The following is a 26,334-nucleotide window of genomic DNA, read 5'->3' on the forward strand; positions in this document are numbered from 1 at the left end:
GCTCGCTCCTCAGCGCTTCGTCATATCGTCTAGGGCGAGGTTGAGCGCCAGGACGTTGACGCGCGGCTCGCCGAGCAGGCCGAGCGTGCGGCCCTGCACCTGGCCGGCGACGAGGTCGCGGAGCTTGTCTTCGGACACGTTCCGGGCCTTGGCGACGCGCGGCACCTGGAACAGGGCCGCGTCGGGGCTGATCTCGGGATCGAGGCCGGAGCCGCTGGTGGTCACGAGGTCGACGGGAACCGGCTGGCCGGGATTCTCGGCCTTCAGCGTCTCGAGGTCGCCCTTCACCCGCTCGGCCAGCGCCGCGCTCGTCGGCCCGAGGTTGGAGCCCGACGAGTTCGCCGCGTTGTAGGGCGCCGGCACGGTCTTGGTGGCGTCGGCGGGGTCGGCCGCCGTGGTGGCCGAGGGGCGGCCGTGGAAGTAGTTGGCTCCGGTGAAGCTCTGGCCGATCAGGCTGGAGCCGACGACCTTGCCGTCGCGCTCGATCAGGCTCCCGGCGGCCTTGGCCGGGAAGATGGCCCCCGCGATGCCCGTCATGGCGAGGGGGTAGGCGAGGCCGGTGACCGCCGTCAGGGCGACGAGAAGGACGAGGGCGGGGCGAAGCTGGTTCAACATGGGAGGTCTCCGGGACCTTAGGCGAGATGGAGGGCGCTGACGGCGAGGTCGATGGCCTTGATGCCGACGAACGGCACGAGGACACCGCCGAGGCCGTAGATCAGAAGGTTCCGGCGCAGCAGCGCGGCGGCGCCGACGGCCCGGTAGGTCACGCCTTTCAGGGCGAGCGGGATCAGGGCGATGATGATGAGCGCGTTGAAGATGATCGCGGACAGGATCGCGCTCTGCGGCGAGGCGAGGTGCATGACGTTCAGCGCCTGAAGCTGCGGGTAGAGCGTCAGGAACATCGCCGGGATGATGGCGAAATACTTCGCCACGTCATTGGCGATGGAGAAGGTCGTCAGCGCCCCGCGCGTCATCAGCAGCTGCTTGCCGATGCCGACGATCTCGATGAGCTTGGTCGGGTCACTGTCGAGGTCGACCATGTTCCCGGCCTCGCGGGCGGCCACCGTGCCGGTGTTCATGGCGACGCCGACATCGGCCTGGGCGAGCGCCGGGGCGTCGTTGGTGCCGTCGCCGCACATGGCGACGAGCTTGCCCTGCGACTGCTCCTTGCGGATCAGCTCCAGCTTGTCCTCCGGGGTGGCCTGGGCGAGGAAGTCGTCCACCCCGGCCTCGGCCGCGATGGCGGCGGCGGTCATGGGGTTGTCGCCGGTGATCATCACCGTGCGGATGCCCATCTGGCGCAGCTCGGCGAAGCGCTCGCGGATGCCGCCCTTCACGATGTCCTTGAGGTAGACGACGCCGAGCAGGCGCCCGTCCTTGGCCACGGCGAGCGGCGTGCCGCCGGCCTTGGCGATCTCCTCCGCGATGGCGCGGATCTCGCCGACGACGCCCGTTTCGGCCTCGGGGCGCACCGCCAGGGCCACGTTCGAGCCGCGCGACGCCACGGGCTGACCCGAGACCGAGGCGATGACGGCGTCGACCGCGCCCTTGCGGATCGATGTGCCCTGCAGGTCCACGCCCGACATCCGCGACTGGGCGGTGAAGGGCACGAAGGTGGCATTCAGGCTGCCCATGTCGCGGGCGCGGATGCCGTACTTCTCCTTCGCGAGGACCACGATGGAGCGGCCCTCCGGCGTCTCGTCGGCGAGCGAGGCGAGCTGCGCCGCATCGGCGAGATCCTGTTCGGAGACGCCACGCACCGGGCGGAACTCGGTGGCCTGCCGGTTGCCGAGGGTGATGGTGCCGGTCTTGTCCAGCAGCAGGGTGTCGACGTCGCCCGCCGCCTCGACGGCGCGGCCGGACATGGCAAGCACGTTAAAGCGCACCAGCCGGTCCATGCCCGCGATGCCGATGGCCGAGAGCAGCGCGCCGATGGTGGTCGGGATCAGCGTGACGAACAGCGCCACCAGCACGATCACGGGGATCGACCCGCCGGCATAGCTCGCGAAGCTCGGGATCGAGGCCACCGCGAAGACGAACACGATGGTGAGGCCGGCAAGCAGGATGTTGAGGGCGATCTCGTTCGGCGTCTTCTGCCGGGAGGCGCCCTCGACCAGCGCGATCATCCGGTCGACGAAGGTCGAGCCGGCGGCGGCCGTGATGCGCACCTTGATCTCGTCCGAGAGGACCTGCGTGCCGCCGGTCACCGCCGAGCGGTCGCCGCCGGATTCGCGGATGACGGGGGCGGACTCGCCCGTGATGGCGGCCTCGTTCACCGAGGCGACGCCCTCGATCACCTCGCCGTCCGAGGGGATCAGGTCGCCAGCCTCGACGAGCACCACGTCGCCGACCTTGAGGGAAGTGCCGGGCACGCTCTCGTAGGTGCGACCCTGGCCGGTGAGCCGCTTGGCGGTCATCTCGGTGCGGGTGCGCCGCAGGCTGTCGGCCTGGGCCTTGCCGCGGCCTTCCGCCAGCGCCTCCGCGAAGTTCGCGAAGATCAGGGTGAACCACAGCCAGAGGATGATCTGGCCGGAGAAGAGCAGGTCGCTGCCGCCGGTGACGAGGTCGCGGAGGAACAGCACGGTGGTCAGCGCGGCCACCACCTCGACGACGAACATGACCGGGTTACGGATCATGGCGCGGGGGTCGAGCTTCTTGATCGAGCCGAGGAGGGCCGGGCCGACGAGGGCGGCACTGAACAGGGATGAGGTCTGGCGGGACATGGGATGACGTGTCCGAAGAGGGGCATCGAGGCCCGGCCTCATGGGCCGGGCCTGCGGGGTTCATGGGCCGGGCCTGCCGGGTTCAGGAGTTGCCGGCGGCGAGGACGAAGGCCGCGGTGAGGGCGAGGCCGCCGAGCATCACGACGCCGAGCAGCGCCAGGACGAGGTCGGAGGTCCGCAGGGGCTGGGCGCTGGCGCGCTCCCGCCGTTGCGGGGGCCGGTGCAGCGCGAGGTGATGGCGCGGGACACGCCGGGACAGGACGGCGCGGGGCATCTCAGCCCCCCGTCGCGAAGGTCTGGCCCGCCGCGCCCGCGAGGTGCTCGACGATGGGTCCGAGCGCCAGGGACGGGAAGAAGGTCAGGCCGCCGACGATGAGGATCACGCCCACGAGGAGCCCGACGAACAGGCCGCCATGGGTCGGGAACGTGCCCGCCGAGGCCGGGACCGTCTTCTTGCCCGCGAGCGAGCCCGCGATGGCCAGGGCCGGGATGATCACGAAGAACCGCCCGACCAGCATGCCGATGGCGAGCAGGCTGTTGTAGAACAGCGTGTTCCCGCTCAATCCGCCGAAGGCCGAACCGTTGTTCGCCGCCGCCGAGGTGAAGGCGTAGAGGATCTCCGAGAAGCCGTGCGGTCCGGCATTGGCCGGTCCGGCGAGGCCGGCGGCCGCCACCGTGGCGACGGCGGTGCCGCCCAGCATCATCAGCGGCAGGCACAGGATGGCGAGCATGGCCATCTTCACCTCGCGCGACTCGATCTTCTTGCCGAGGTATTCCGGCGTGCGGCCGACCATCAGGCCCGCCACGAAGATCGTGATGACGACGAACACGAGCATGCCGTAGAGGCCGGCGCCGACGCCGCCGACGATGATCTCGCCGAGCTGCATGTTGATCATCGGGATCAGGCCGCCGAGCGCCGTGAACGAGTCGTGCATGGCGTTGACGGCGCCGCAGGAGGCGGCGGTCGTGACCACCGCGAACAGCGCCGAGGCGACGATGCCGAAGCGGGTCTCCTTGCCCTCCATGTTGCCGCCGGTGAGCCCGAGGCCGTTGAGGACGGAGCTGCCGTTGGCTTCGGCCCAGTAGGTGACGGCGACGCCGGCCAGGAACAGCACCGTCATGGCGCCGAGGATCGCCCAGCCCTGGCGCTCGTCCCCGACCATGCGGCCGAAGACGTTGGTGAGGGCGGCGCCGAGCGCGAAGATCGAGACGATCTGCACGAAGTTCGACAGGGCGGTGGGGTTCTCGAACGGGTGCGCGGCGTTGGCGTTGAAGAAGCCGCCGCCGTTGGTGCCGAGCATCTTGATCGCCACCTGGCTCGCCACCGGCCCGACCGCGATGGTCTGCTTGGCGCCCTCCAGGGTGGTCGCGTCCACGTACGCGCCCAGCGTCTGCGGCATCCCCTGCGAGACGAGGAACAGGGTGTAGACGATGCAGATCGGCAGCAGCACGTAGAGGGTGCAGCGGGTCAGGTCGACCCAGAACGAGCCCACCGTCTTCGCCGAGGCCCGGGCGAAGCCACGGATGAGGGCGACGGCGAGCGCGATGCCGGTGGCCGCCGACAGGAAGTTCTGGTGCGTCAGGCCGAGCATCTGGGACAGGTACGAGAGCGTGCTCTCGCCGCCGTAGTTCTGCCAGTTCGTGTTGGTGACGAAGCTCGCGGCGGTGTTGAACGCGAGGTCCGGCGCCATCGCCGACTGACCCATCGGGTTGAACGGCAGCACGTCCTGCAGGCGCAGCACGGCGTACAGCAGCAGGAAGCCCAGCAGATGGAAGGCGAGCATGGCGAGGCCGTAGCCGAGCCAGGTCTGCTCGTGGCGGGCGTCGATGCCCGAGACGCGGTAGAGCCCGCGCTCGACGGGTGCGAGCACGGGCGAGAGGACAGTGCGCTCGCCGGTGAAGACGCGGGTCATGTACGCCCCGAGCGGCTTCACGAGCGCCAGGACGACCGCGCAGAACAGCGCGATCTGTATCCAGCCGGTGGTTGTCATGTGCGGAGGTCCGTCTGGCCGCTCAGAACCGCTCGGGGCGGACGAGGGCGTAGGTGAGGTAGACGAGGAGGCCGGCGGTCACGAGGGCGCCCAGCGCGAGGTCGAGGGTCATGGCGGCGGGCCTCAGAGGCGTTCGCAGAGCACGGCGTAGCCGGCGGCGAGCGCGAAGAAGGCGAGGCCTCCGGCGATGAAGATGATGTCGAGCATGGTGGTCGTATCCGGTTCGGCGGGCCGGGCGCGGGCCTGCCGCGACCGGTCTTGGCCGACCCAGAATGTGGACCGGAACCGCGTTAGGGTTCGAGACGGAGCGAGGGGCGATCCTATAAGGGACCCGTTAGGATCGGCCCGATTCCGGTCCGACCCAGGTGCCTGGATGCCACGCGATGCGCAGGTCCTGGCGGGCGCCGGGCATGTCGGTGTGCGCTGCCCGACGGCAGACCGCGCTCCCTGAGACTCGGTCGATGCGGACCACATGTGTCTCCGCACCGCGATGCCGCAGGCTGTGCAGCGGCCATCGATGCGTCGACATGCGGCGGCGTCGGTCGCCGGCCCTGCTTCCGGCGCCGTGCCCTTTCAGGCCTGGTCGGCGGCGTCCTCGTCCTCGTCGATCTCAGGATCGGCTTCGACGGTCTCGCCGCGCAGGTAGCGCCCCTGGACCTCGGCGACACGGCGCGCGCCCTGCGCATGGCGCTTCGAGATGGGGCTGTCCGGGCCGAGGGTCCCGCCGCGCTTGGCCACAAGCAGATCCGGGTCGCCCCAACTGTCGAGGAGGACCTGGAAGGCATCGTGCCGGGCGATGTCGAAGGCGATCCGTCGACCCATCATGTCCTTGTAGGGGTGCGCCGGATGAATACCGGCGAAAGGAACCCAGCCCCTCGGGATTGGCGTGGTCGCCGCGTGCGTGCGGCCCCCGCGCAGGAGCTTGGGCAGCACGTGCGTATGGGGACCCTCCGGGCTGGCATCGCCGGCCCCCGGGATTGGGGCGTAGACCTCGATGCGGCCGACCCGGGCGAGGAACACCCGGTGCGGGCTCAGCGCGACGAGTCGGCGGCAGATGGGGTTCGCAGGGTCGAACAGGGGAAGCCCGACGCCGGACCGGAGGCAGGCGATGGCCTCCGGGTCGCTCGTGCGCACGCAGGCGTCGACCGCGAGGAGGCCGAGGCCGAGGTCGAACAGGATCGCGTCCCGGTCCCGTTCGCGGGCGGCGTCTCGGTCGGGGCCGAGCTCCGTCACCACGCCGCGCCGGTTCATCGCGCAACGCGCTTCCGGCAGGCACAGGGCGACGGCGTGGTTCCAGCCCGACGCGAAGGCGGTCTCGTAAGCCACGGGGCGCATGTCGGGAGAGGGCATGAGGGCGATGGCGCCCCGCTCCGTCGACAGGCCCATCCGCCCGTCCGGCAGCGGCGATGTGGGCTCGTCGGGATCGCGCATGAACTCCGCGATGGCCCCGAAGCTGCCGAGGCTCCAGGCAGTGTCGGGATCGGCCAAGGCCTCTCGCAGTAGGGTCGTGACCGCGAACGAACGACGGGCGCGCATCAGAACCGCCCGGCGATGGTCAGGCGCACGGCCGTGGGTTCGACGGGGTGGAGGACGCGGTCGATCAGCCCCTCGGCCGGCTCGCCCGGCAGGCGCGAGACGTAGGCGTAGGTGATCTGGTCCGACTTGCTGTTCGTCAGGTTCAGCACGTCGAGCGAGACGCTGACCCCGTTCTCGAAATTGTAGCCGACGCGGCCGTTGAACAGCGCGGTCGGGCGTGAGCGGATCGAGTTGTCCTCGATCAGCGGGCGCGGCCCGAAATAGCGGAAGCGCAGGCTGCCGAACCACCCAAGCGACTCGCCGAAGGTGATTCCCGCCGAGGCGATGGTGGTGGGGGCCTCCGGCACCCGGTTGCCCACGGGGTCGTAGTCCGAGAAGCGGGCATTGGTGATCGTCATGTCGCCTTCGAGCGAGAGCCAGGGCGTCACCGCATAGCGGTTCGTCCACTCGACGCCGAAGCGGCGGGTCGGGCGGCTCGGCTCCGTCGTCCCGGTATCGCCCTGGAACAGGTTTTCGGAGGCGAAATCGAGCCGGAACAGGGCGACGCTCGTCTCAAGACCGGCGATGGAGCGATTGCGCAGGCCGATCTCGTAGCCCGTCGAGGGCACGAGGAAGGGCGAGCGGGTGGTGTTGAACAGCGAAGACGTCGGATCGACGGTGGCGGTCACGCCGCGCACGTCGTTCGAGTGGAAGCCGCCGCCGTAATTCACGTAGAGTTCGGTGTCGAACCACGGGCCGAGCACGAGCCCGAGCTTCGGGTTGACGATGGCGTCCCGCGCCTTGCCGGAATTGGCCGGCGTGTCCGAGACGACGCTGGCGTAGTAGCCGTCCGCGCGGAAGCCGAGGCTGGTGCGCAGCCAGTCTGTCCAGCGCACGCGGTTGTCGAAGTAGAATGCCCCGCTCGTCTCCAGCACCCGATCATCGAGAATGCCGGAGCGGTATTGCCGGTTGGTCGTGTTGAACAGGCCGACCCGGATCGAGTCCGTGCGGGTCTGGACGCCGATCTCGTTCTCCATCGGCATCCCGAACAGGTCGCCTTGGAAGATGTGCAGCGCCTCGCCGCCGCCGAGGATGCGCTGGTCGAGCTGGTGGAACTGGTCGCCGTTGACCGGGTCGTTGAGAAAATAGGTGAAATCGTTGAACAGGTTGAGCTGCGAGCGGATCACGTAGGCCGAGGCTCGCGTCACGCCGGTGTCGTCCGTCGCGCTGAACCTGCCGGAGAGCGAGAACCGCGAGGTATCGCCCCCGTCGGTCGAATTGAGCGTGCCGTACCGGCCGATCAGCCCGGAGACGATGGCGCGCTCGGGGACTTGGTTGGTCGCCGTCCATCGGGCGGCGTAGGCCATGCCGGTGACGGAGAACCCGTCCAGCGCCGTGCCCTGGCTGTAGCGGGCCACCGTGCTGATCTTGCGCAGGGCATCCGGCACGACCCACGGCCCGTCGTAGAGCTGCGCATCGGCGGCGAGCAGGAGGTTGCCCTCGCCGAGCGGCGCCGAGACGATGTTGAGGGCGCGCTTGTAGCCGAAGCTCCCGATCGACGTGAGGGCGAGGTTCTTGGGCGTGCTGTCGAGGTAGTCGATCCGCACCGAGCCGGCGGAGGCGAAATCGCCGTCGCGGACGAAGTACGGCCCCTTGTGGAACTCCACCGCCCCGACGAGCTCGGGAATGAGGAAGTTGATGTCGGCGTAGCCCTGGCCGTGGGCGTGGGTCCGCATGTTCAGCGGCATGCCGTCGAGGAAAAGGGCGATGTCGGTGCCGTGGTCGAGGTTGAAGCCGCGCAGGAAGAACTGGTTGGCTTTGCCCTCGCCGGAATGCTGCGTGACGATGAGGCCCGGCACCGCCTCCAGCACTTCGCCGGGGCGCGTCACCGGCCGGTTGTTGACCTGCGCCCCGGTCAGGATCCCGGCGCTGGCCGAGTCGACCGTGAGCAGGGAGCCGCCGATCCCGGTGACGCCGCCGACGTAGCCGGCGCTCGCGGCAGGTACGGTTTGCGGCTTCGCGGGCGCCGCATCCGTGGTGACCGAGATCTCTTCCAGCGTCGTTTCCGACGTCGTCGCAGCCTGGACGGCTCGGTCTTGGGCGTGCGTGGCGGTGGCCAGCGCGGCGAAGCTACATCCGGACAGCGCGACGAGGGCGCGAATGGAGAGACGGGACACGAAGGCCTCGAGGGCGACAGTGGCACGTCACCGCGAATGACATCGCCGCGCTCGGCCGAGACCCAGCGCTTCGACACCCGCCAGGACACCCCGCCCGACGCGTTTCGCGTGTGACCACGACTGACGGCAGGTCTCCTGGCTCACGGGTCGCCGCCCTGGCACCGTCTTCCCGGATGATACTCATCCAGTGACGCGGTGGTGCTGGGCTCGCCGCTTACAGTTGCGGGGGCAGCCGCGGCTTCGGGTTGCCCCTCACCGCGTTCCCTTTTGATCCCCGAGGGGAACCGTCAGCGACAGCTTAACAGTCAGCATCGGTCGAACGTCAAGGCCCGAGGCCGGGTGGATCCTCAGCCGCCTCGGGACTGGCCGCCCGCATTTCTCTCTTTTCAAGAATTCCTGAAAATGCAATAAAGCGGGAAGGCCAAGAGCGCCCGGAGTTTCTCCATGCTGTCCGACATCGACGCCCTCGTGCTGGCCCGCGCGCAATTCGGCTTCACGGTCGCCTTCCACATCATCTTCCCGGTCTTCTCGATCGGCCTCGCGAGCTTCCTCGCGGTCCTCGAAGGGTTGTGGCTCGCGACCGGTCGGCAGGTCTTCATGGATCTGTTCAAGTACTGGATCAAAATCTTCGCCATCGCCTTCGCGATGGGCGTCGTCTCGGGGCTGGTGATGTCCTACCAGTTCGGGACCAACTGGTCGGTGTTCTCGGACAAGACCGGGCCGGTCCTCGGGCCATTGATGGCCTACGAGGTGCTCTCCGCCTTCTTCCTCGAGGCCGGCTTCCTCGGCGTGATGCTGTTCGGCATGCGGAAGGTCGGGCCGCGCCTCCACTTCCTCGCCACCCTGGCCGTGGCCTTCGGGACCTTCTTCTCCGCCTTCTGGATCCTGTCGGTGAACTCGTGGATGCAGACGCCGCAGGGCTACGGCGTCAACGCCGCCGGTCAGTTCGTGCCGGAGGATTGGTGGGCGGTCGTCTTCAACCCGTCCTTCCCCTACCGCCTCGTCCACATGGTGCTCGCCGCCTATCTCACGACGTCCCTCGTCGTCGGCGCCGTCGGCGCGTGGCACCTCCTGCGCGACCGCTTCAACCTCGGCGCACGGACGATGTTCTCCATGGCGATGTGGATGGCGGCGCTCGTCGCCCCCCTCCAGATCCTGGCCGGCGACGCGCATGGGCTCAACACCCTGGAGCACCAGCCGACCAAGGTGATGGCGATGGAAGGCCATTACGAGAGCCACCCCAATGGGGCGCCTCTGATCCTGTTCGGCCTGCCGAACCAGGAGACCGGGAAGGTGGAGTATCAGGTCTCGATCCCGAAGCTGTCCTCGCTGATCCTCAAGCACGACCTGAACGCCCCGCTGAAGGGACTCGATTCCGTGCCGCGGACCAACTGGCCCCCGGTGCCGGTGGTGTTCTGGTCGTTCCGGGTAATGATCGCGCTCGGCATGCTGATGCTGCTGCTCGGCCTCGTCAGTCTCGTGGCCCGGTACAAGCACCGGCTCTACGAGTGGGCGCCCCTGCACCGCTTCGCCGTGGCGATGGGACCGGCGGGCTTCGTGGCCGTGGTCGCCGGCTGGATCACCACCGAGGTCGGGCGCCAGCCCTTCACCGTCTACGGCCTGCTGCGGACGGCCGAGTCGGCCTCGCCGCTCTCGGCGCCGGCGGTGGCGGGCTCGCTCACGGCCTTCGTGGTCATCTACTTCGCGGTGTTCTCGATGGGCATCCTCTACATCCTGCGACTGATGGCGAAGGCCCCCCATCAGGGCGAGCGCGGCGTCGAGCCCGGCAAGCCGATCCGGACGGCCGGCATCACCCCGGCGCCCTCGGTCGGTCCCGACCGTACCCTGCAGCCGGCCGAGTGAGGGCGCACCGATGATCGAGAATCTCGACCTCACCGTCGTCTGGGCGCTGATCATCGCCTTCGCGGTGTTCGCCTACATCGTCATGGACGGCTTCGACCTCGGGATCGGCATCCTGTTCCCGGCCTTTCGGCCGGGGCCGGAGCGCGACACCGCGATGAATTCCGTCGCCCCCGTCTGGGACGGCAACGAGACCTGGCTCGTCCTCGGCGGCGGCGGCCTGTTCGCGGTGTTCCCGCTGGCCTACGCCATCATCATGCCGGCTCTCTATGCGCCGATCATCGCGATGCTGCTCGGCCTCGTCTTTCGCGGCGTCGCCTTCGAGTTTCGCTGGCGCGATCCCCGTCACCGTTCCCTCTGGGACGTCGCCTTCACCGGCGGCTCCGTCGTCGCGGCCCTGGCGCAGGGCATCGCGCTCGGGGCCCTGCTTCAAGGCATCAAGGTCGAAGGACGCGCCTATGCCGGCGGCTGGTGGGACTGGCTCTCGCCCTTCAGCGTGCTGGTGGGGATCGGGCTGGTGTGCGGCTACGCGCTGCTCGGCGCGACATGGCTGGTGATGCGCACCGAGGGGCCGCTCCACGAGCGTGCGCGCAGGCTCTCGCTGCCGCTCGCCGCCGCCACGGTGCTGGCCATCGCGGTGGTCAGCGCGGCGACACCGTTCCTGGAAGGCAAGTATTGGCAGAACTGGTTCGCGATGCCGAACGTCCTGCTCACCACGCAGGTGCCGTTGCTCGTCGGGGTCGCGGCTTTTCTTCTCCATCGCACGCTCAAGGACGGGCGGGACCGCTGGCCGTTCCTGATCTCGCTCGGGCTGTTCCTGCTCTCGTTCATCGGCCTCGGGATCAGCGTGTTCCCCGATGTCGTGCCCGGCCGCGTCACGATCTGGCAGGCGGCGGCTCCCCATGCCAGCCAGGCCTTCATCCTGGTCGGTGCCTCGGTCTTGATCCCGATCATCCTGATCTACACCGGCTATTCCTACTGGGTCTTCCGTGGGAAGGTCGATGCGGACGGGTATCACTGATGAGCCCGATCCCGACCGAACCGGGGCCACTCTGGCAACGCCTTGCCTGGCTCGCCGCGATCTGGCTCGGCAGCGTCCTCGCCCTCGGCCTCGTCGCCTTCGTCCTGCGCATCTGGCTGAAGGCCGGCTGAGCGCTTCCCTCCGGTCCTCGAACGCGGAACCTCCGTGCAGCTTCCTCCCCTCGTCCAGACCTTCGTCCTGCATTTCGGCGAGATGGGCTCCCGGTGGGGCATCAACCGCACGGTCGGGCAGATCTATGCCGTGCTGTTCGTCGCCGAGCGCCCCCTCAACGCCGACGAGATCGTCGCGCGCCTCGGCTTGTCGCGTTCGAACGTCAGCATGGGGCTCAAGGAGCTTCAGGCGTGGAAGCTCGTTCGGCTCCAGCACATGCCCGGAGACCGCCGCGACTACTTCTCCACGCCGGACGACATCTGGCAGATCGTCCGCACCTTGGTCGAGGAGCGCAAGAAGCGTGAGATCGATCCGACGCTGACGATGCTGCGGGAAACGCTGATGCAGACGCCGCAATCCGATGCGGAGGTCCACGCCCAGGGGCGGCTTCGCGAATTGCACGACCTGCTGGAGCTTCTCACGAGTTGGTACGCCGACATGCAGCGGCTCGAGACCGAACGGCTCGTCGACCTCCTCACGCTCGGGTCGAAGGTCCAGAAGATGCTCGAACTCAAGGATCGTCTCTTGCCCCGGAAGCGAAAGGCCCGCGAGGAAGAGGATCGCTGACCGATCCAATACCGCGGCAGCCAAGCGACGGGATGGCCACTTCCGTACCACCGGTCGACACCGTCACCTGACGAAGGCCGTCGCTCACTCGAAAGATCACATTCTTGTTGCGGAATCGATAGATATGGATGATGTTTGATCGGTTGCCGCAGCGACAGATTAGGGTGTAATAATATATTAATTATGCATATCGCTCTCGACTGAAGATATTAAGTCAAATTTCGCTCTCTAGAGCGATTTCGCTTTGATCCGGATCACCTGCTTCGCCGTCTTTGCGAGCGACAGCGAAGCAATCCAGGGCAGCGGGACCTGAACGGATGTGGCGGATCCCTGGATTGCTTCGCTTCGCTCGCAAAGACGGGAGACGCAGCGTGATCCGGGTTTTCCCGAAACCGCGCTAGACCGTGCCGGTTGTAGGATCATCTGTCGAAACATCATGTCTGTCGGTGACAGGTCTGCTGTCGCGGTAATCGTTCCCTGCCGATCGTTCGCGGTTCGGGTTGATGGCCGCCACTGATGGGGTGGAAATGTCGTTCGCCTGGAGGATTCGGTGTCTCGCCCTCCTGCTCCTTCTTGGAGCCGGATTGTCCCCCCAGGCGGCGCATGCCCAAATCGTCGCGCTGGGCGCGAGCGTCGTCCAGGGTTTCGGCGTTTCCTCCGGAGAAGCCTTCCCTGAGCAACTGCAGGCGATGCTCCGCGCGAAGGGGAAGCCTTACACGGTCAGCAATCAGGGCATCTTCGGGGATACGACCGATGGGGTGCTCAGCCGCCTGGACAGCGCCGTACCCGACGGAACGCGCATCGTGATCCTACTGATCGGCGGCAATGACGTTCGGCGCGGAAAGACCGTCAGCGAGATGGAGGCTGGCGTGCGCGAGATCAACGCCCGCCTGCACGCCCGCGGGATCAGGGTGATCAATGCCAAGCCGTACTATGTATCAGCGAGGCAAGCGGGAATGGTTGTTTCCGATGGTCTGCACCTGAATGCGGAAGGTCAACACTACGTCGCGGCGCAACTGGTCAACCAGATCCGCTGAGGCATCCGTCACGGCAGTCTTGTTGGTTCATCGGAGAGCTTCGACGGAGCAGCGGCGCGATCACTGCCAGCGTGTCCATGAGGTGCGAACAGCCATGGTTGAGAGAGTCAGTCTGCGGTTGTGGATGCTGCCGTTCATCCTCCTGTCGGTTGCTGTGCTGGGCGGAGGCAGCGCGGAGGCGCGGCGGGCGGGTTCCGCCAATCCGGCGTCCGGCTTGCAGGATAGCGGCGATACGATCGACGTCTCCGACAACCACGGCGGGTCTGTCGGCCAGTACGATGGGATGTGGGCGGCCTACGCCGCCGCAGGCAAGAGGGTCCGGATCGTCGGTCCCTGCCAATCCGCCTGCACGACGCTGCTCGGGCATATTCCGAGGGACCGCATCTGCGTGACGCCGCAGGCGAGCTTCGGCTTTCATCGCGCCCACACGCAATACGGCACGGACACGATGTGGAACGGCTACCCCGCCGATATCCGGGCCTGGATCAAGAGCCAGGGGGGCCTGACGGCCGATTTCAAATGGATGACAGCCCCGGATACCTACAGATTTTTCAAGACGTGCCAGATCTGATGACCATGGGGGTCAGGACCAGCGTCTCCTCAACGGGCCGATGAGGCGCCCGAGTTTTCAGGGCAGGCGGGACGTATCGATCGTCCAAGACCTACCGGTTCGCCATCTCGGGGGCCATCAGCATCCATCCCACAACGGCGAATGGCCCCCGCCGCACTCCCACCGTCACCCGCCATGAAACCGGCGGGCCTGCTCGCGCCTTATTCGGCCGACCGATCGCGGAGAGCCAGTGTGACCCAACCCTCAAAGAACGCCCTCATCGTCGGAGCATCCCGCGGTCTCGGGCTCGGCCTCGTCGAGACCTTCCTCACGCGCGGCTGGCGCGTCACCGCCACCCAGCGCAAACCGTCCCCCGAACTCGCCCGCCTGACGACGGAATCCCTGCGCGTCGAGACCGCCGATATCGACGACGATGCCAGTGTCGCCGCCCTGCACGGCCGACTGGCGTCCGAGCGCTTCGACCTGATCTTCGTGGTGGCGGGCGTCGCCACGCAGGCGCACGATCCGCTGCACGCGGTGCCCCGGGCCGTGGCCGCGCAGGTCTATCTCACCAACGCGATCAGCCCCATGCGCTTCGCCGAGACCTTCCTGGATTGCCTCGTGCCGGGCGGTAGCCTCGCCCTGATGAGCTCGATCCTCGGCAGCGTCAGCCTGAACGAGGCGGGTGGTTGGGAAACCTACCGGGCCAGCAAGGCGGCGTTGAACACCCTGGCGCGCAGCTTCGAGATCCGCCATCGGGCGGAGGCCGTCTCCGTGTTGGTCCTGCATCCGGGTTGGGTTCGCACCGAGATGGGCGGGGAGGGCGCCGATATCGACGTGGGCACCAGCGTCACGGGCCTCGCCGACGTGATCGCGGCGCGGCTCGGCGAGCCCGGTGTTCATTATCTCGACTACCGGGGCGAGACGCTGCCCTGGTAGGCCCCGACGCGGACGGGCGCGACGTCAGCGCGCGTCATCAAAGTCCGCGCACTGTCAGAACACCGCGTGATCGCCGCGCTCGGCGGCGGCCTCGCCACGGACGACGCGCACGTAGAAGTCGTACAGCGTCTCCGATCCCGTCGACGGGGTGGCCTGCGCATCGTATCGCCCGGTCGCCGGGTCCAGCACGAGCATGGACTCGGTGGCGTAGTAGCGGCCGATCCGCGCCAGTTCGGCCTTGGCGGCCAGGGCCGGCACCCATCGTCCGAGCATCGCCAGGACAGCGACGATCCCATCCAGCAGCAGCACCGGAACGTGCGTGAAGCGCGGCTCACGTCCCATCAGGGCAAACAGCCGCTCGCCCTGCGCCTTCGGCGTGATCGCTTCGCCCGGTCCGCCGATCGGCAGCACGCGGTTGCGCCGCGCCTCGTCGTCGAGGCAATCCGCGAGATAGCGAGCGAGGTCGTCGTCGCTGATCGGCTTGCAGGCCGTCAGCGTTCCGTCGCCGAAGACCAGGAACGGCTTGCCGCGTCTCACGCGGTCGATCTGTCCCGAGAGCGACTTGAAGAAGGCCGTCGGCCGGACGATCGTGTAGGCGAGCCCCGAGGCGATCAGTTCCGCCTCGAAGGCGAGCTTGGCGTGCTGAAAGGCGAGAACGGGTTTCTGGACGCAGATCGCCGAGAGCAGCACAACGTGGCTCACCTTGGCCGCCCGGCTCGCGTGCAGGGCGTTCACCTGCGCGCGGTAATCGATGGCCCAGGCGTCGGCGGGCAAGCCAGTGCGCGAGGCGAGGCACGACACCAGAACGTCGAACGTTTCACCGCGAACGCCGTCACGCGCCAGCGACGTCGGATCGGTCAGATCCACGATTCGCTGACTGACGCCCGGGGGGAGCGCGGCGTCGGCACGGCGCCGGACGAGGCAGACGACCTCGTGACCGCGTGACGCCAGCGCCCGCACGGTTGCACGGCCGATGGTGCCGGTCGCCCCCAGAAAGAGGACACGGCGCGGCTCCCCGCGATCCGGTCGATCCGTGGTCATGAGGCCTTCATTCCGACGCTCCGCCGTCCTTGCGCGACGGCGATCGTTGCGCTGCCCCCGAATAGTCCAGCGAGGTCCGCAGGGTGATCCGCGTCAACTCGGAGGGGCGACCGAGCCGAAGCGCGAAGCCGGGCCACAGCGCGGTGCCGTTACTGACGTAGAGTAGCATGCCTTGCACCCGGTACGCCCCGGAGACGAACCCGGCATTACCCCGTGCCACCAGCCGGTCCAGGCCGCGGATCATGCCGCCGTGGGTGTGCCCGGACAGTTGCAGCGCGACGCCGGACGCGGCCGCTCGCGCGGCGTTCGCCGGCTGGTGATCCAGCAGCACGATCGGCGCACCCACGGGCGCCCCCGCCAGCGCGTTCGCGAGGTCCGGTCCCGGATGGCCGGTGGCAGGCGCCGAGCGGTCGGTGACGCCCGCCAGCACCAGCGCATCGCCATCGCGCGACAGCACCGTGTGGGCGTTGGCCAGCACGCGGACACCCAGATCGCCCAGCTGGCGCATCCAGGCATCGTGGTCGAAAAAGTACTCATGGTTGCCGGGCACGGCCCAGACGCCGTCCCGCGCCCGTAAGGCGCTCAACGGCGCCACGTCGGATCGCCGGGCCGCGAGCGAGCCGTCGATGAAATCGCCCGTCACCACGATCACGTTGGTGCCGAGGTCGTTGGCACGCGCGACGACGGCCTGCGCCCACGCCGCGGGGAACAGGCGGCTGATGTGCAGGTCGGAGAGATGCAGGATCGTGTAGCCGTCGAAGCCATGGGGCAGGTTCGGTATCGCCACGGTGACGTCCTTCAGCGGCGGCACGCGCACGGCCTGCGCGACAGCGACCGCCGCCAGTCCCAGAGCCGCCAGGGCCACCCCGTATCGCCAGGTCATGGGGACAGCCCAGCCGCCTCCGGACAGGAGCCAGCCGATCAGGGCCACGGCATCGAGGGCGAGGAGCATCGGTGCCGCCAGCGCGAGCGCGCCGAACGCTCCGTTGAACAGGATCACCACCGGGCGGGGAAATTCCGGCGCGAAGACCGATCCGGAGGAGAGGCGGCTCCACAGGTGATACTGAGACGCGACGATCAGGAGGATGATCGCGGCGAGCTTGAGCGCAAGCGGCCACGGGCTCGGCCACACGACCCGTGCGGTGACGTAAAGGGCGGGGATGCTTGGGATCAATCGGATCATGCACCGCTAGATGGCGAGCGGTTTTCCCAAAGCAAAGCTTGCCGTGTGACGGAGGATGCGGCGGCCTTCGTTGCAGCCGCGATGATCATCCCGTTCCGGTCCGGTCGGACATCACCAGCACGTCGTCGGCCGCAATGCCGAGGCAGCGCTCCGTGTTCTCACGCTCCGTATGGTCCCGCGTCGAGACCCGATCGGCACCGGGAGGCGGCGATGATTTTGCGTTCGTCGTCGCGACGGTGTTTCGGAGGCGCTTCGTCCCGGTCCGTTCCCGATAGGCTATCGGCTATTTGATGATCTTGCTCAGTTTCTCCTTCGCCTGGTCCCACTTTGCTTTGACATCGGCTCCGATATCGCCGGCCTGTTGTTTAATGCAGACGTTCACGATGCCGAGTATCTGTTTTGCGCCATAGGCATCCAGCAAGTCAGCCGTATCGATGGTTTGGATGATTTTGGACCAATCACTTGCCGGCAGTCGGCAGATCGAGGCAGCGTCCTGGGAATAGCAGGAAATGTGCGTCTGAAATGCGAAGTCCTTCATCTTGTTGCAGTCGCATTTCTCGGGATGGTCCAGATCGAGTTTGGGAACGATTGATTCCTGGAGACACTGCAGTGTCATGTCCCGCCAAGCGGCGCCCTGCGCGGACCAATCGCTCCTGGCAATGAATTTGTCGCAATGCCTCTTGCCGTAGTTCGTGAAGTAATTCTTGTCTCCGCTGCACGGAAAATATTTTTCAAATCATTGCGGGTAAGCTCAGCAACTCAACTTCGCTGAACTAAAACATTGAGCCTCTGCATAGATCGGAACAATGCCGAGTGATAAAATGATCAATAACTTAACTAGCAGCGAGCGGAACAGAATTGAATGTCAATCTTGTTTCCGCATGAGCGGCGGCGCGCCAATCTCCTGATGCGCCACGACCCTTCGCGAATGTTGATCCATCCGAATCATCATCGATGCTCTTCCGAGAGGGGCTGAACATTTTAAAAATCAAGTGTTACCGAGAGGCAGATTCGCGTCAATTGCATTGAAGCCTTGCGGGATCGGAGGGGGCACTAACGTTCATCGGAACCGATGAGGCTATCGGAACCTGGGTCGCGACGTCGTCCTCATCGCCGGTTTCGGGGCGCGGGCTTCGCCAAGTCCAGCCGGGCGGCGAACCGTGAGCCCGAAATTTCCAGCTGGTCGAGGCTCGCGAACTCGTCGGCGGTCTCGTCCACGGGCTCCGCGCTGTATGTTGCCGGGCGCATCGCCTCCACATCCTCGACGAACTGTTTGATCCCGCGGTGTGGTGGTACGGTTGACCACCATGCGGAGAGATGCGCTATGGGCCAATTCTTTACGGCAGCGCCCGCACGACGGAGGCGGTCCGTCGCACAATACAGCTACGTTAAGAGAGCGTGAGAGGGGTAGCCAAGCGCTACGGTGTCAGCACGACGACGATCCAGAAGTGGCGAACTCGGCAGACGACAGGCGATGCCGCCATAGGGCCGAAGCAGCCCCGTTCGACGGTCCTGACACCAGAGGAGGAAGCCGTCATCGTGGTTTTCCGGGGGCATACCCTGTTTCCGCCGGACGACTGCCTCTACGGCCTGCAGCCCACGATCCCGCATCTGACCCGCTCGTCGCTGCACCGCTGCCTTGAGCGGCACGGCATCAGCCGCCTGCCGGAGATGGAGGGCGACAAGCCCAAGACAAAGCGCTTTGCCGATTGCCCCATCGGCTATATGCACATCGATATCGCCGGGGTCAGGACAGAAGAGGGTAAGCTCTACCTCTTCGTCGCCATCGACCGAACGTCAAAGTTGGCTTTCGCCAAGCCGGAAGCTGAAGCGAACCGCTACACAGCATCATACTTCCTCCGCGCGCTGCTCGCATTCGTGCCGTACGCGGTCCACACCGTGCTGACCGACAACGGGCTCCAGTTCTGCCATGCCCCGCGCAACCGCTCAGGCCCGACAGCCGGCACAGGTTCGACCGCGTCTGCCACGAGCAGGGCATCGAGCATCGCCTGACCAAGCCCAACCGTCTCTGGACCAACGGGCAGGTCGAACGGATGAACCGCACCATCAAGGATGCCACGGTCAGGCGCTACCACTACGAGACCCATGAACAGCTCCGGGCGCACCTGCAACTGTTCGTCGACGCCTACAACTATGCCCGTCGACTGAAGACGCTGCGCGGCCTCACGCCCTACAAGCACGTCCTTCAGAGTTGAGCCAAAGAGTCCGAACGCTTCAGGCTCGATCCGTCACACCACATCCCGGGACCATACACCTCGATATGGGTGTCTATCGGGCGAGCCAGGTCATGCAATCGAGGGCGGGGTGAGGCGACTGCGGAAGTATCTGCTGCAGACATCGCGTGCTTAACGGTGGCTGCATGCCCCAAGTTGTGGATCAAGCTTGGCAAATCGAGTGAGCCGAAACGGCGATACGCGAATCAGCGGTAGCGGGTGCGAAGTTGACGCCAACAATTAAGTCCTACACAATTCACATCGGCGGCCTTGACAGAGTACTGCGATCATTCGGTAATTTTGTTCTGGCACGCCCCCCTGTCGGGGACGCCATTTTTTCAAGCTCCATCGTCTTTGCGAGCAGCGCGAAGCAATCCAAGGCAACGGGTCGCTTTAGAATGTGGCGCTGCCCTGGATTGCTTCGCTGCGCTCGCAATGACGGTGGGGGTAGGGTCCTTCCCTCCCGTGCCCCCCGTTGTGCCCGCGTCCTCTCCGTCATTGCGAGCAGCGCGAAGCAATCCAGGGCAACGGGCCGCTTCACAATGTGGCGCTGCCCTGGATGCTGCGCGCGCAATGACGGCGCCTCGTCTCGACGGGCAATGTATGGTCAATGGCAGCCGCCCGGCACGAAGCCGGTGCGGGACGTTCCATGCTGATCCTCGACCGTATCGCGCACATCCCCCTGCCCAAGCGGCGGCAATTGGTACGCGCGCTAGAGATCCTGTTCGAGGAGTTCGAGGAAGCCCAGAAGGGCAAGCTCTCGGAAAAGGCCAAGCGCGGACGAATCCTGAAGGTGATCCTGTACGGGTCCTTCGCCCGCGGAACGTGGAAGGACGATCGGCGCTCGGGCTACGTCTCGGATTTCGATCTGCTCGTGGTCGTGAACGACGAGCGAGTCGGCTTGGGATACGAGGCGTGGGACAACTTCGAGGACAGGTTCATGCAGCCTGCCGCGTTACGCGAGCATCCACGGCCCCACCCGAGCTTGAGTATCCACACCTACCAGGAAGTGAACGATCAGTTGGCCATGGGAATACCGTTCTTCGTCGAAATCCGACGCGACGGTATCGTTCTCTACGAGGCGAACGGCTATCCCTTCGCGGAACAGGGACCTCTGACGCCCAAACAGCAACTTTCCATGGCGCGGCTGCACTTCGACAAATGGTTTCCCGATGGGGAAGGCTTCATGCAAGCCTCTGAGTTAATGGTTGCGAGAGGTAATCGCAGGCTCGGGGCGTTCCTGCTACATCAGGCCGCTGAGAACTTTTATCACTGCATCCTGCTGGTCCTCACACTCTACAGCCCGAAGCTGCACGATCTGAAAAAACTGCGCGAGAAGGCCGAAAGTCAAGATATCCGGCTGGTCGAGGTATGGCCGCGCAACACGCGTTTCTTCCGGCGCTGCTTCAGCCGGATCCGCGATGCCTACGTGAACGCGCGCTACTCGCCGCACTACGAGATCACCGCCGAGGAATATGCCTGGTCGTTCGAGCGGATCGAGGCCCTCGGCCGGATCGTCGCCGAGATCTGCGCCGAACGGTTAGGCGGCTTGCCCGGCCCAACGGAGAACGCGGCGTCCGGTCCATTTCCGTCCGACTGAATCTTGAATACAGTCACCCCTAGAACAGAAACCGGATGGGGGGAATCGTGGCGGCAGGGACGGTCGAGACACCCCGCGCGGCGGCGCGCAAGGAGGCCGGGCTGGCGCGGCGGCTCGCCGAGCGGCTGCAGGGCGAGGCGCGCTTCGATGCCTTCACCCGCGGGCGCTACGCCACCGACGCCTCGATCTATCAGATCACCCCCGCCGGCGTGGTCCTGCCGCGCTCCGGCGACGACATCGCCGCGACCTTGCAGATCGCCGCCGAGCACGGCGTGCCCGTCATCCTGCGCGGCGGCGGCACCTCGCAGAACGGCCAGCCCATCGGCGCCGGCCTCGTCGTGGATTGCTCGCGCCACTTCAACGGCGTGCTGGATTACGATGCGGAGGCCGGCACGATCACCGTCGAGCCGGGCGTGGTGCTGGAACGGCTGAACGCCCGGCTGAAGGCGGATGGCTGGTTCTTCCCCGTCGAGCCCTCGACGGCCACTCGCTGCACCATCGGCGGCATGGCCGGCAACAATTCCTGCGGCGCCCGCTCCCTGCGCTACGGCACGATGCGCGACAACGTGCTCGCCATCCGCGCCCTGCTGCATGACGGCGAGCCCTTCGCCTTCTCCCTCACCGGCAACGATGCCACGGGCGTCGCCGGCTCGGCGCGGGCGGAAGACCTCGCGGCGCGGATGCTGCGCCTCGCCCACGACCACCGGGACGAGATCGAGGCGCGCTACCCGAAGGTGCAGCGCCGCGTCGGCGGCTACAACCTCGACGCGCTGGTGACGGACCGGCCGAACCTCGCCCACCTTCTCGTCGGGTCGGAGGGGACGCTGGCCGCCACCACGGCGGTGACGCTGAAGCTCTCGCGCCTGCCGACGCATCGGGTGATGGGCGTCTGCCACTTCCCCTCGTTCCGCGCGGCGATGGAGACGACCCGGCACATCGTCGCCCTCGACCCGGTGGCGGTGGAACTGGTGGACAACAACGTCCTCGTGCTCGGCGCCGACATCCCCCTGTTCCGCACGACGCTCGCCGACATCACGCGGGGCCGGCCCAACTGCCTGCTGCTCGCCGAGTTCGCGGGCGACGACCTCGCGGCCCTGAAGCGCGACCTCAAGCGCCTCGATGCCTGCATGGCCGACCACGGCTTCCCGAACGCGGTGGTCGAGGTGATCGAGCCCGCCCGGCAGAAGCCGGTCTGGGAGGTGCGGGAAGCCTGCCTCAACATCATGATGTCGATGAAGGGCGATGCGAAGCCGGTCTCGTTCATCGAGGATTGCGCCGTCCCCCTCGAACACCTCGCCGACTACACCGACGCCGTGACCGAGGTGTTTTCCAAGCACGGCACGCGGGGCACGTGGTACGCCCACGCCTCGGTGGGCTGCCTGCATGTCCGCCCGATCCTCGACATGAAGCTCGGGGGCGACGTCGCCAAGATGCGCGCCATCGCCGAGGAGACCTCGGAGCTGGTCCGCCGCTACAAGGGCTCGTATTCCGGCGAGCACGGCGACGGCATCTCCCGCTCGGAATTCGTGGAGCCGCTGTTCGGCGCGACGCTGGCCCACGCCTTCGAAACGGTGAAGGACGGGTTCGACCCGGAGAACCACCTCAACCCCGGCAAGATCGTCCGCCCCCTGCGGATGGACGACCGCAGCCTGTTCCGCTTCAAGCCGGACTATGCCGTGTCGGCGCCGGCCAAGACGGCCCTCGACTGGTCGGATTGGGGCGGCTTCGGCGGCGCCGTGGAGATGTGCAACAACAACGGCACCTGCCGGAAGCTCGCGGGCGGGGCGATGTGCCCCTCCTACCGGGTGACGAAGGAGGAGCAGCACCTTACGCGCGGCCGGGCGAACTCCCTGCGGCTGGCGATCTCCGGCCAGCTCGGGACCGACGCCTTCACCAGCCATGAGATGAAGCGCACGATGGACTTATGCGTGTCGTGCAAGGCCTGCCGGCGCGAATGCCCGACCGGCGTCGACATGGCCAAGATGAAGGTCGAGTTCCTGCATCATTACCATGCCCGCCACGGCCTGCCCCTGAAGGACCGGCTGATCGGGCTGATGCCGCACTACGCGGGCGTGGCCGCGCGGCTCGCGCCGCTTCTGAACCTGCGGGACCGGCATCCGGCCCTGGCGGCGGTATCGGAGCGGGTCACCGGCTTTTCGGCGCGGCGCACCCTGCCGCAATGGCGGCGGCCGTGGAAGGAGATCGGCGAGCCCGCCCACCCTGCCGACATCACGGGCGATTTCCGCGACGTGATCCTGTTCGGCGACACGTTCAACCGCGCCTTCGAGCGGGAGAACCTGGAGGCGGCCGAGCGGGTCCTCGCGGCGGCGGGCTACCGGCTGCACCGGGTGTTCCCGGCCAAGGGCCGCCGGCCCCTGTGCTGCGGCCGGACATGGCTCGCCTCGGGCCAGACCGACCGGGCGCGGGCAGAGGCGCGGCGCACCCTCGACGCGCTGCTCCCCTATGTCCGCGCCGGGGCGCGGGTGGTCGGGCTGGAACCATCCTGCCTGCTCACCTTCCGCGACGAGTTCCTGGCCCTGCTGCCGGGCGAGGAGGCGCAGGCGCTCGCAGAGCGGTCCCTGCTGATCGAGGAATTGCTGATGCGCGACCTCTCGGCGGGGCGGATCAGCCTGCCCTTCGTCCATCAGGGCGGCCGATTGGCGCATCTGCACGGCCATTGCCACCAGAAGTCCTTCGGCGTGATGGGTCCGGTGGAGGCGCTGCTGCGCTCGGTGCCCGGTCTCGATGTCCGGGTGATCGAATCGAGCTGCTGCGGCATGGCCGGGGCGTTCGGCTACGGCAAGGAGACCGTGGATGTCTCCTTCGCCATGGCGGAGCTGTCCCTGTTCCCGGCCCTGAGGCAGGCGGGACCTGAGGATCTGGTGGTCGCGGACGGCACGTCGTGCCGCCATCAGATCCATGACGGCCTGGGAATCCATGCCAAGCATGTGATCCGCGTGCTCGACCGAGCGTTGACGCCTCGACACTGAATACAGGTGCACCTACACATATTGTTCCAGTGGCCCGGTCGTGCGCGACTGGGCAGGTCCTGTGTGTGCGCATGAACAAGATCGAATCCGGCTTCGGCATCAGCCGCCGCTACCTCCATGACGAGGTGGCGGACCGTATGCGCGAGTTGATCCAGTCCGGCGAGATGGAGCCGAAGGAACGGATCAACGAGAGCGAGTTGACCGAGAAGTTCGGCATCTCGCGCACCCCCCTGCGCGAGGCGATCAAGATCCTCGCCACCGAGGGGCTGCTCGAATTGCTGCCGAACCGGGGGGCCCGCGTCGCGAGCATCACCGAGGCCGAACTGGAGGATATGATCGAGGTCATCGCGGGCCTGGAGGCGACGGCGGGCGACCTTGCCTGCCGCACCATCACCGATGACGAGATCGACGCGATCCAGGTCGATCACGACGCGATGGTCGGCGCCTTCAAGGCGGGGGACGAGGCCGGCTACTTCGCCCATAACCGCCTGATCCATGAGGCTATCATGGCGGCGGCGCGCAACGCCACGCTGTCGAGCATCTATCTCAGCCTGTCGGGCCGGGTGCAGCGTTCGCGCTACCGCGCCCACCAGACGCAGGACCAGTGGCAGCAGGCGATGTCGGAGCACGAGCAGATGATCGTGCACCTGCGCGCCCGCGACGGCGCCGCCCTCGGGAGCCTGCTGCGCGAGCATATCCGCGGCAAGAAGCGGGTGATAGCGGCGAACTACGTCGACGCCGGCACTCCGTAAGGACGCCTCCGGGCTGAGACCATCCTGCCGTCATTGCGAGCATCGCGAAGCAATGACGAGCGAAACCGGAGTCAGGCCGCGTCCTGTGCCCTGAGCCCGGCGATCAGGTCGGCGAAGCGGTCGCCCTGCACGAGGACGTGGCTGCGCAGGCGCTCCGCCGCCAGGGCGTCGTCGCCGACGAGGATGGCCTCCACGATGGCCCTGTGTTCCGCGAGGGATTGCGGCAGCCGCTGCCGCACGCGCAGTTGCAGCCGGCGGTAGGGGGCGAGGCGGCGGTGCAGGGTCAGGGCCTGCTCGGCCAGGAAGGCGTTGCGGCTCGCCCGGTAGATGAGGCCGTGGAAAACGTAATTCTCGGCGTAATAGGCCTCGCAATCGTCGGAGGCCGCCGCGCAGGCGGCGAGCGCCGCTTCCAAGGCGTCCCGGTCGGAAGGGCCGAGGCGCCGCGCCGCCAGCCGCCCGCAGGCTGCCTCGATCTCGGCCATGGTCTCGAACATCGCCACGAGGTTGTGCGGTTCGGGCGCGCTCACGATGGTGCCGCGCCGGGGCTTCGTCTCCACGAGGCCGCTCACCGCCAGTTGCAGCAGCGCCTCGCGGATCGGCGTGCGCGACACGCCGAACCGAGCCGCGAGCTGCACCTCGTCCAGGCGCGCCCCCAGGGCCAGCCGCCCCTCGACGATCTCGTCCTCGATCGTCTGCCGGAGATCCTGAGCGCGGCTCATCCTCCCCCTCCCGTCCTGGCGTTCGGGTTCGTCGATGACCCGAATTGCGCATACATTATGCGGAGGCGTTGACAAAATATACAAGAGGCCGTTTCCTGCATATCAGAACGGTATCGCTGAATACCGCAGCGCACATAATATTCGCCGCCATTGTGCGGCGCGGGAGGTGCCCATGACGCTGACACGACGCCATTTCGTCGCCGCGACCCTTGCCGCCCCGGCGCTCTTGCGCTTCGGCCTGAACAGTGCCCAGGCGGCCACCACGATCAAGCTGTCGCACCAGTTCCCCGGCGGGACGATCGACGAGGGCGATTTCCGCGACCGGATGTGCCGGATGTTCGCCAAGCAGGTCGGCGAGAAGACTAAGGGCGCGCTGGACGTGCAGGTCTATCCCGGCTCGTCGCTGATGAAGACCAACGCCCAGTTCGGCGCCATGCGGAAGGGCGCCCTCGACATGTCGCTCTACCCGGCCCCCTATGCCGGCGGCGAGGTGCCCGAGATGAATATCGGGCTGATGCCGGCCCTCGTGACCTCCTACGATCAGGCCATCGCCTGGAAGAACGCCCCCGTGGGGCGCAAGCTCACCGAGATCCTGGCCGCGAAGGGCATCGTGCTGGTCTCGTGGGTGTGGCAGGCGGGCGGCGTCGCGAGCCGCGAGCGCCCGCTGGTCGGCCCCGCCGATGCCAAGGGCATGAAGGTGCGCGGCGGCTCCCGCGAGATGGACATGATGATGAAGGAGGCCGGCGCCGCCACACTGTCCATTCCGTCGAACGAATCCTACGCCGCCATGCAGACCGGGGCCTGTGACGCGGTCATCACCTCCTCCACCAGCCTGATCTCCTTCCGCCTGGAGGAATTGTCGAAGGCGCTGACCTCTGGTCGCCAGCATTCCTACTGGTTCATGCTGGAGCCGATCATGATGTCGAAGATCGTGTTCGACGGCCTGCCCAAGGACCAGCAGGACGCGATCATGGCGACCGGCGCCGAACTCGAGAGCTTCGGCCAGGCCGGCGCCAAGGCGGACGACACCCGCGTCGAGGAGCTGTTCGCCAAGGCGGGTGCCAAGGTCGATCAGATCGATGAGGGGACGCTGGGCAAGTGGCGCGACATCGCCCGCGCTACGGCCTGGAAGGACTATGCCGGGAAGAACGCGAACTGCGCCGAGCTTCTGAAGCTCGCGGAGCAGGTGGCCTAGCCACGACTGTCACCGACCGGTCGCGCGGACAGGGATGAAATCCCGCCGCGCGGCCGTTTGATGGTCTGC

Annotated in this window: 23 protein-coding genes, 1 pseudogene and 1 riboswitch; of the genes and pseudogenes, 12 read left to right on the forward strand and 12 right to left on the reverse strand. The window is 67.1% G+C overall.

Translation table 11 applies throughout. The features are described from left to right. Positions 1–9: 9 nt before the first annotated feature. From ACS5Q7_RS20235 to ACS5Q7_RS20265, 7 genes are all read right to left on the reverse strand, one after another. The gene (locus ACS5Q7_RS20235) at positions 10–615 is read right to left on the reverse strand and encodes a K(+)-transporting ATPase subunit C (RefSeq protein ID WP_478341051.1); all 606 of its coding nucleotides are present in this window, start codon (positions 613–615) and stop codon (positions 10–12) included. Positions 616–632: 17 nt separating this feature from the next. After that, positions 633–2,723 carry a potassium-transporting ATPase subunit KdpB gene (kdpB, locus tag ACS5Q7_RS20240; protein ID WP_478341052.1) on the reverse strand — a complete coding sequence of 697 codons (2,091 nt, stop codon included), beginning with the start codon at positions 2,721–2,723 and terminating at the stop codon, positions 633–635. Positions 2,724–2,805: 82 nt separating this feature from the next. Continuing rightward, the gene (locus ACS5Q7_RS20245; RefSeq protein ID WP_478341053.1) at positions 2,806–2,997 is read right to left on the reverse strand and encodes a hypothetical protein; all 192 of its coding nucleotides are present in this window, start codon (positions 2,995–2,997) and stop codon (positions 2,806–2,808) included. Between the two features lies 1 nt (position 2,998). Beyond that, positions 2,999–4,714 (reverse strand): potassium-transporting ATPase subunit KdpA, encoded by a 1,716-nt coding sequence (gene kdpA / locus ACS5Q7_RS20250; RefSeq protein WP_478341054.1) that lies wholly within the window; start codon positions 4,712–4,714, stop codon positions 2,999–3,001. Between the two features lie 22 nt (positions 4,715–4,736). Then, positions 4,737–4,826: a K(+)-transporting ATPase subunit F gene (locus ACS5Q7_RS20255; protein ID WP_017484418.1), complete on the reverse strand. Its 90-nt coding sequence runs from the start codon at positions 4,824–4,826 to the stop codon at positions 4,737–4,739. A 461-nt stretch (positions 4,827–5,287) separates the two neighbouring features. Further along, positions 5,288–6,250, reverse strand: coding sequence for a DUF6925 family protein (locus ACS5Q7_RS20260; protein WP_478341055.1), 963 nt, complete (start codon positions 6,248–6,250; stop codon positions 5,288–5,290). After that, positions 6,250–8,406: a TonB-dependent receptor gene (locus tag ACS5Q7_RS20265; protein WP_478341056.1), complete on the reverse strand. Its 2,157-nt coding sequence runs from the start codon at positions 8,404–8,406 to the stop codon at positions 6,250–6,252. The genes ACS5Q7_RS20260 and ACS5Q7_RS20265 overlap by 1 nt, the downstream gene beginning before the upstream one ends. 108 nt (positions 8,407–8,514) lie before the next feature. After that, a riboswitch (cobalamin riboswitch) is annotated at positions 8,515–8,710 on the reverse strand. Positions 8,711–8,850: 140 nt separating this feature from the next. On the opposite strand from ACS5Q7_RS20265, the gene ACS5Q7_RS20270 reads away from it, so the two are divergent. From ACS5Q7_RS20270 to ACS5Q7_RS20300, 7 genes are all read left to right on the forward strand, one after another. Further along, positions 8,851–10,269: a cytochrome ubiquinol oxidase subunit I gene (locus ACS5Q7_RS20270; RefSeq protein ID WP_478341057.1), complete on the forward strand. Its 1,419-nt coding sequence runs from the start codon at positions 8,851–8,853 to the stop codon at positions 10,267–10,269. A 10-nt stretch (positions 10,270–10,279) separates the two neighbouring features. Beyond that, positions 10,280–11,287 carry a cytochrome d ubiquinol oxidase subunit II gene (gene cydB, locus ACS5Q7_RS20275; RefSeq protein WP_478341058.1) on the forward strand — a complete coding sequence of 336 codons (1,008 nt, stop codon included), beginning with the start codon at positions 10,280–10,282 and terminating at the stop codon, positions 11,285–11,287. Then, a complete protein-coding gene (locus ACS5Q7_RS20280) occupies positions 11,287–11,418 on the forward strand; it encodes a DUF2474 domain-containing protein (RefSeq protein ID WP_478341059.1) in 132 nt (43 codons plus the stop codon). The genes cydB and ACS5Q7_RS20280 overlap by 1 nt, the downstream gene beginning before the upstream one ends. 34 nt (positions 11,419–11,452) lie before the next feature. Then, a complete protein-coding gene (locus tag ACS5Q7_RS20285; RefSeq protein ID WP_478341060.1) occupies positions 11,453–12,025 on the forward strand; it encodes a GbsR/MarR family transcriptional regulator in 573 nt (190 codons plus the stop codon). A 503-nt stretch (positions 12,026–12,528) separates the two neighbouring features. Next, positions 12,529–13,062 carry a GDSL-type esterase/lipase family protein gene (locus ACS5Q7_RS20290; RefSeq protein ID WP_478341061.1) on the forward strand — a complete coding sequence of 178 codons (534 nt, stop codon included), beginning with the start codon at positions 12,529–12,531 and terminating at the stop codon, positions 13,060–13,062. A 124-nt stretch (positions 13,063–13,186) separates the two neighbouring features. Beyond that, positions 13,187–13,633 (forward strand): hypothetical protein, encoded by a 447-nt coding sequence (locus ACS5Q7_RS20295; protein ID WP_478341062.1) that lies wholly within the window; start codon positions 13,187–13,189, stop codon positions 13,631–13,633. Positions 13,634–13,864: 231 nt separating this feature from the next. Then, positions 13,865–14,551, forward strand: coding sequence for an SDR family oxidoreductase (locus ACS5Q7_RS20300; protein WP_478341063.1), 687 nt, complete (start codon positions 13,865–13,867; stop codon positions 14,549–14,551). A 54-nt stretch (positions 14,552–14,605) separates the two neighbouring features. Here the strand turns inward: ACS5Q7_RS20300 and ACS5Q7_RS20305 are convergent, their stop codons facing one another. The 4 genes from ACS5Q7_RS20305 to ACS5Q7_RS20320 all read right to left on the reverse strand — a co-directional run bounded on the left by ACS5Q7_RS20305 (position 14,606) and on the right by ACS5Q7_RS20320 (position 18,023). Next, positions 14,606–15,592: an NAD(P)H-binding protein gene (locus ACS5Q7_RS20305; protein WP_478341064.1), complete on the reverse strand. Its 987-nt coding sequence runs from the start codon at positions 15,590–15,592 to the stop codon at positions 14,606–14,608. A 7-nt stretch (positions 15,593–15,599) separates the two neighbouring features. After that, a complete protein-coding gene (locus ACS5Q7_RS20310; RefSeq protein ID WP_478341065.1) occupies positions 15,600–16,775 on the reverse strand; it encodes a metallophosphoesterase in 1,176 nt (391 codons plus the stop codon). A 283-nt stretch (positions 16,776–17,058) separates the two neighbouring features. Continuing rightward, positions 17,059–17,313: a hypothetical protein gene (locus ACS5Q7_RS20315; protein ID WP_478341066.1), complete on the reverse strand. Its 255-nt coding sequence runs from the start codon at positions 17,311–17,313 to the stop codon at positions 17,059–17,061. A gap of 569 nt (positions 17,314–17,882) precedes the next feature. Continuing rightward, entirely contained in the window at positions 17,883–18,023 is a 141-nt protein-coding gene (locus ACS5Q7_RS20320; RefSeq protein WP_478341067.1) for a hypothetical protein, read from the reverse strand. 69 nt (positions 18,024–18,092) lie between these two features. Between ACS5Q7_RS20320 and ACS5Q7_RS20325 the strand changes: the two are divergent. The 4 genes and pseudogenes from ACS5Q7_RS20325 to ACS5Q7_RS20340 all read left to right on the forward strand — a co-directional run. Beyond that, positions 18,093–18,988: pseudogene (locus ACS5Q7_RS20325) on the forward strand (IS481 family transposase); the annotation flags it as partial. 670 nt (positions 18,989–19,658) lie between these two features. Further along, positions 19,659–20,609 (forward strand): HEPN domain-containing protein, encoded by a 951-nt coding sequence (locus ACS5Q7_RS20330; protein WP_478341068.1) that lies wholly within the window; start codon positions 19,659–19,661, stop codon positions 20,607–20,609. A 35-nt stretch (positions 20,610–20,644) separates the two neighbouring features. Then, complete coding sequence (locus tag ACS5Q7_RS20335) at positions 20,645–23,599, forward strand: FAD-binding and (Fe-S)-binding domain-containing protein (protein ID WP_478341069.1); 2,955 nt, start codon at positions 20,645–20,647, stop codon at positions 23,597–23,599. 71 nt (positions 23,600–23,670) lie between these two features. Then, a complete protein-coding gene (locus ACS5Q7_RS20340; RefSeq protein WP_478341070.1) occupies positions 23,671–24,351 on the forward strand; it encodes a GntR family transcriptional regulator in 681 nt (226 codons plus the stop codon). Between the two features lie 71 nt (positions 24,352–24,422). On the opposite strand, the gene ACS5Q7_RS20345 is transcribed toward ACS5Q7_RS20340, so the two are convergent. After that, a complete protein-coding gene (locus ACS5Q7_RS20345; RefSeq protein ID WP_478341071.1) occupies positions 24,423–25,070 on the reverse strand; it encodes a GntR family transcriptional regulator in 648 nt (215 codons plus the stop codon). Between the two features lie 172 nt (positions 25,071–25,242). Here ACS5Q7_RS20345 and dctP point away from each other — a divergent pair, with 172 nt between their 5' ends. Beyond that, positions 25,243–26,265, forward strand: coding sequence for a TRAP transporter substrate-binding protein DctP (gene dctP / locus ACS5Q7_RS20350; protein ID WP_478341072.1), 1,023 nt, complete (start codon positions 25,243–25,245; stop codon positions 26,263–26,265). Positions 26,266–26,334 lie beyond the last annotated feature (69 nt).

The sequence above is a fragment of the Methylobacterium sp. Gmos3 genome, assembly GCF_056430985.1.

Excerpts from the sequence above, each read along its gene's own strand:
- ACS5Q7_RS20235 (WP_478341051.1), bottom strand. The coding sequence starts at position 615 with ATGTTGAACCAGCTTCGCCCCGCCCTCGTCCTTCTCGTCGCCCTGACG.
- kdpB (WP_478341052.1), bottom strand. The coding sequence starts at position 2,723 with ATGTCCCGCCAGACCTCATCCCTGTTCAGTGCCGCCCTCGTCGGCCCG.
- ACS5Q7_RS20245 (WP_478341053.1), bottom strand. The coding sequence starts at position 2,997 with ATGCCCCGCGCCGTCCTGTCCCGGCGTGTCCCGCGCCATCACCTCGCG.
- kdpA (WP_478341054.1), bottom strand. The coding sequence starts at position 4,714 with ATGACAACCACCGGCTGGATACAGATCGCGCTGTTCTGCGCGGTCGTC.
- ACS5Q7_RS20255 (WP_017484418.1), bottom strand. The coding sequence starts at position 4,826 with ATGACCCTCGACCTCGCGCTGGGCGCCCTCGTGACCGCCGGCCTCCTC.
- ACS5Q7_RS20260 (WP_478341055.1), bottom strand. The coding sequence starts at position 6,250 with ATGCGCGCCCGTCGTTCGTTCGCGGTCACGACCCTACTGCGAGAGGCC.
- ACS5Q7_RS20270 (WP_478341057.1), top strand. The coding sequence starts at position 8,851 with ATGCTGTCCGACATCGACGCCCTCGTGCTGGCCCGCGCGCAATTCGGC.
- cydB (WP_478341058.1), top strand. The coding sequence starts at position 10,280 with ATGATCGAGAATCTCGACCTCACCGTCGTCTGGGCGCTGATCATCGCC.
- ACS5Q7_RS20280 (WP_478341059.1), top strand. The coding sequence starts at position 11,287 with ATGAGCCCGATCCCGACCGAACCGGGGCCACTCTGGCAACGCCTTGCC.
- ACS5Q7_RS20290 (WP_478341061.1), top strand. The coding sequence starts at position 12,529 with ATGGCCGCCACTGATGGGGTGGAAATGTCGTTCGCCTGGAGGATTCGG.
- ACS5Q7_RS20295 (WP_478341062.1), top strand. The coding sequence starts at position 13,187 with ATGCTGCCGTTCATCCTCCTGTCGGTTGCTGTGCTGGGCGGAGGCAGC.
- ACS5Q7_RS20305 (WP_478341064.1), bottom strand. The coding sequence starts at position 15,592 with ATGACCACGGATCGACCGGATCGCGGGGAGCCGCGCCGTGTCCTCTTT.
- ACS5Q7_RS20310 (WP_478341065.1), bottom strand. The coding sequence starts at position 16,775 with ATGATCCGATTGATCCCAAGCATCCCCGCCCTTTACGTCACCGCACGG.
- ACS5Q7_RS20315 (WP_478341066.1), bottom strand. The coding sequence starts at position 17,313 with ATGAAGGACTTCGCATTTCAGACGCACATTTCCTGCTATTCCCAGGAC.
- ACS5Q7_RS20320 (WP_478341067.1), bottom strand. The coding sequence starts at position 18,023 with ATGCGCCCGGCAACATACAGCGCGGAGCCCGTGGACGAGACCGCCGAC.
- ACS5Q7_RS20330 (WP_478341068.1), top strand. The coding sequence starts at position 19,659 with ATGCTGATCCTCGACCGTATCGCGCACATCCCCCTGCCCAAGCGGCGG.
- ACS5Q7_RS20335 (WP_478341069.1), top strand. The coding sequence starts at position 20,645 with ATGGGGGGAATCGTGGCGGCAGGGACGGTCGAGACACCCCGCGCGGCG.
- ACS5Q7_RS20340 (WP_478341070.1), top strand. The coding sequence starts at position 23,671 with ATGAACAAGATCGAATCCGGCTTCGGCATCAGCCGCCGCTACCTCCAT.
- ACS5Q7_RS20345 (WP_478341071.1), bottom strand. The coding sequence starts at position 25,070 with ATGAGCCGCGCTCAGGATCTCCGGCAGACGATCGAGGACGAGATCGTC.
- dctP (WP_478341072.1), top strand. The coding sequence starts at position 25,243 with ATGACGCTGACACGACGCCATTTCGTCGCCGCGACCCTTGCCGCCCCG.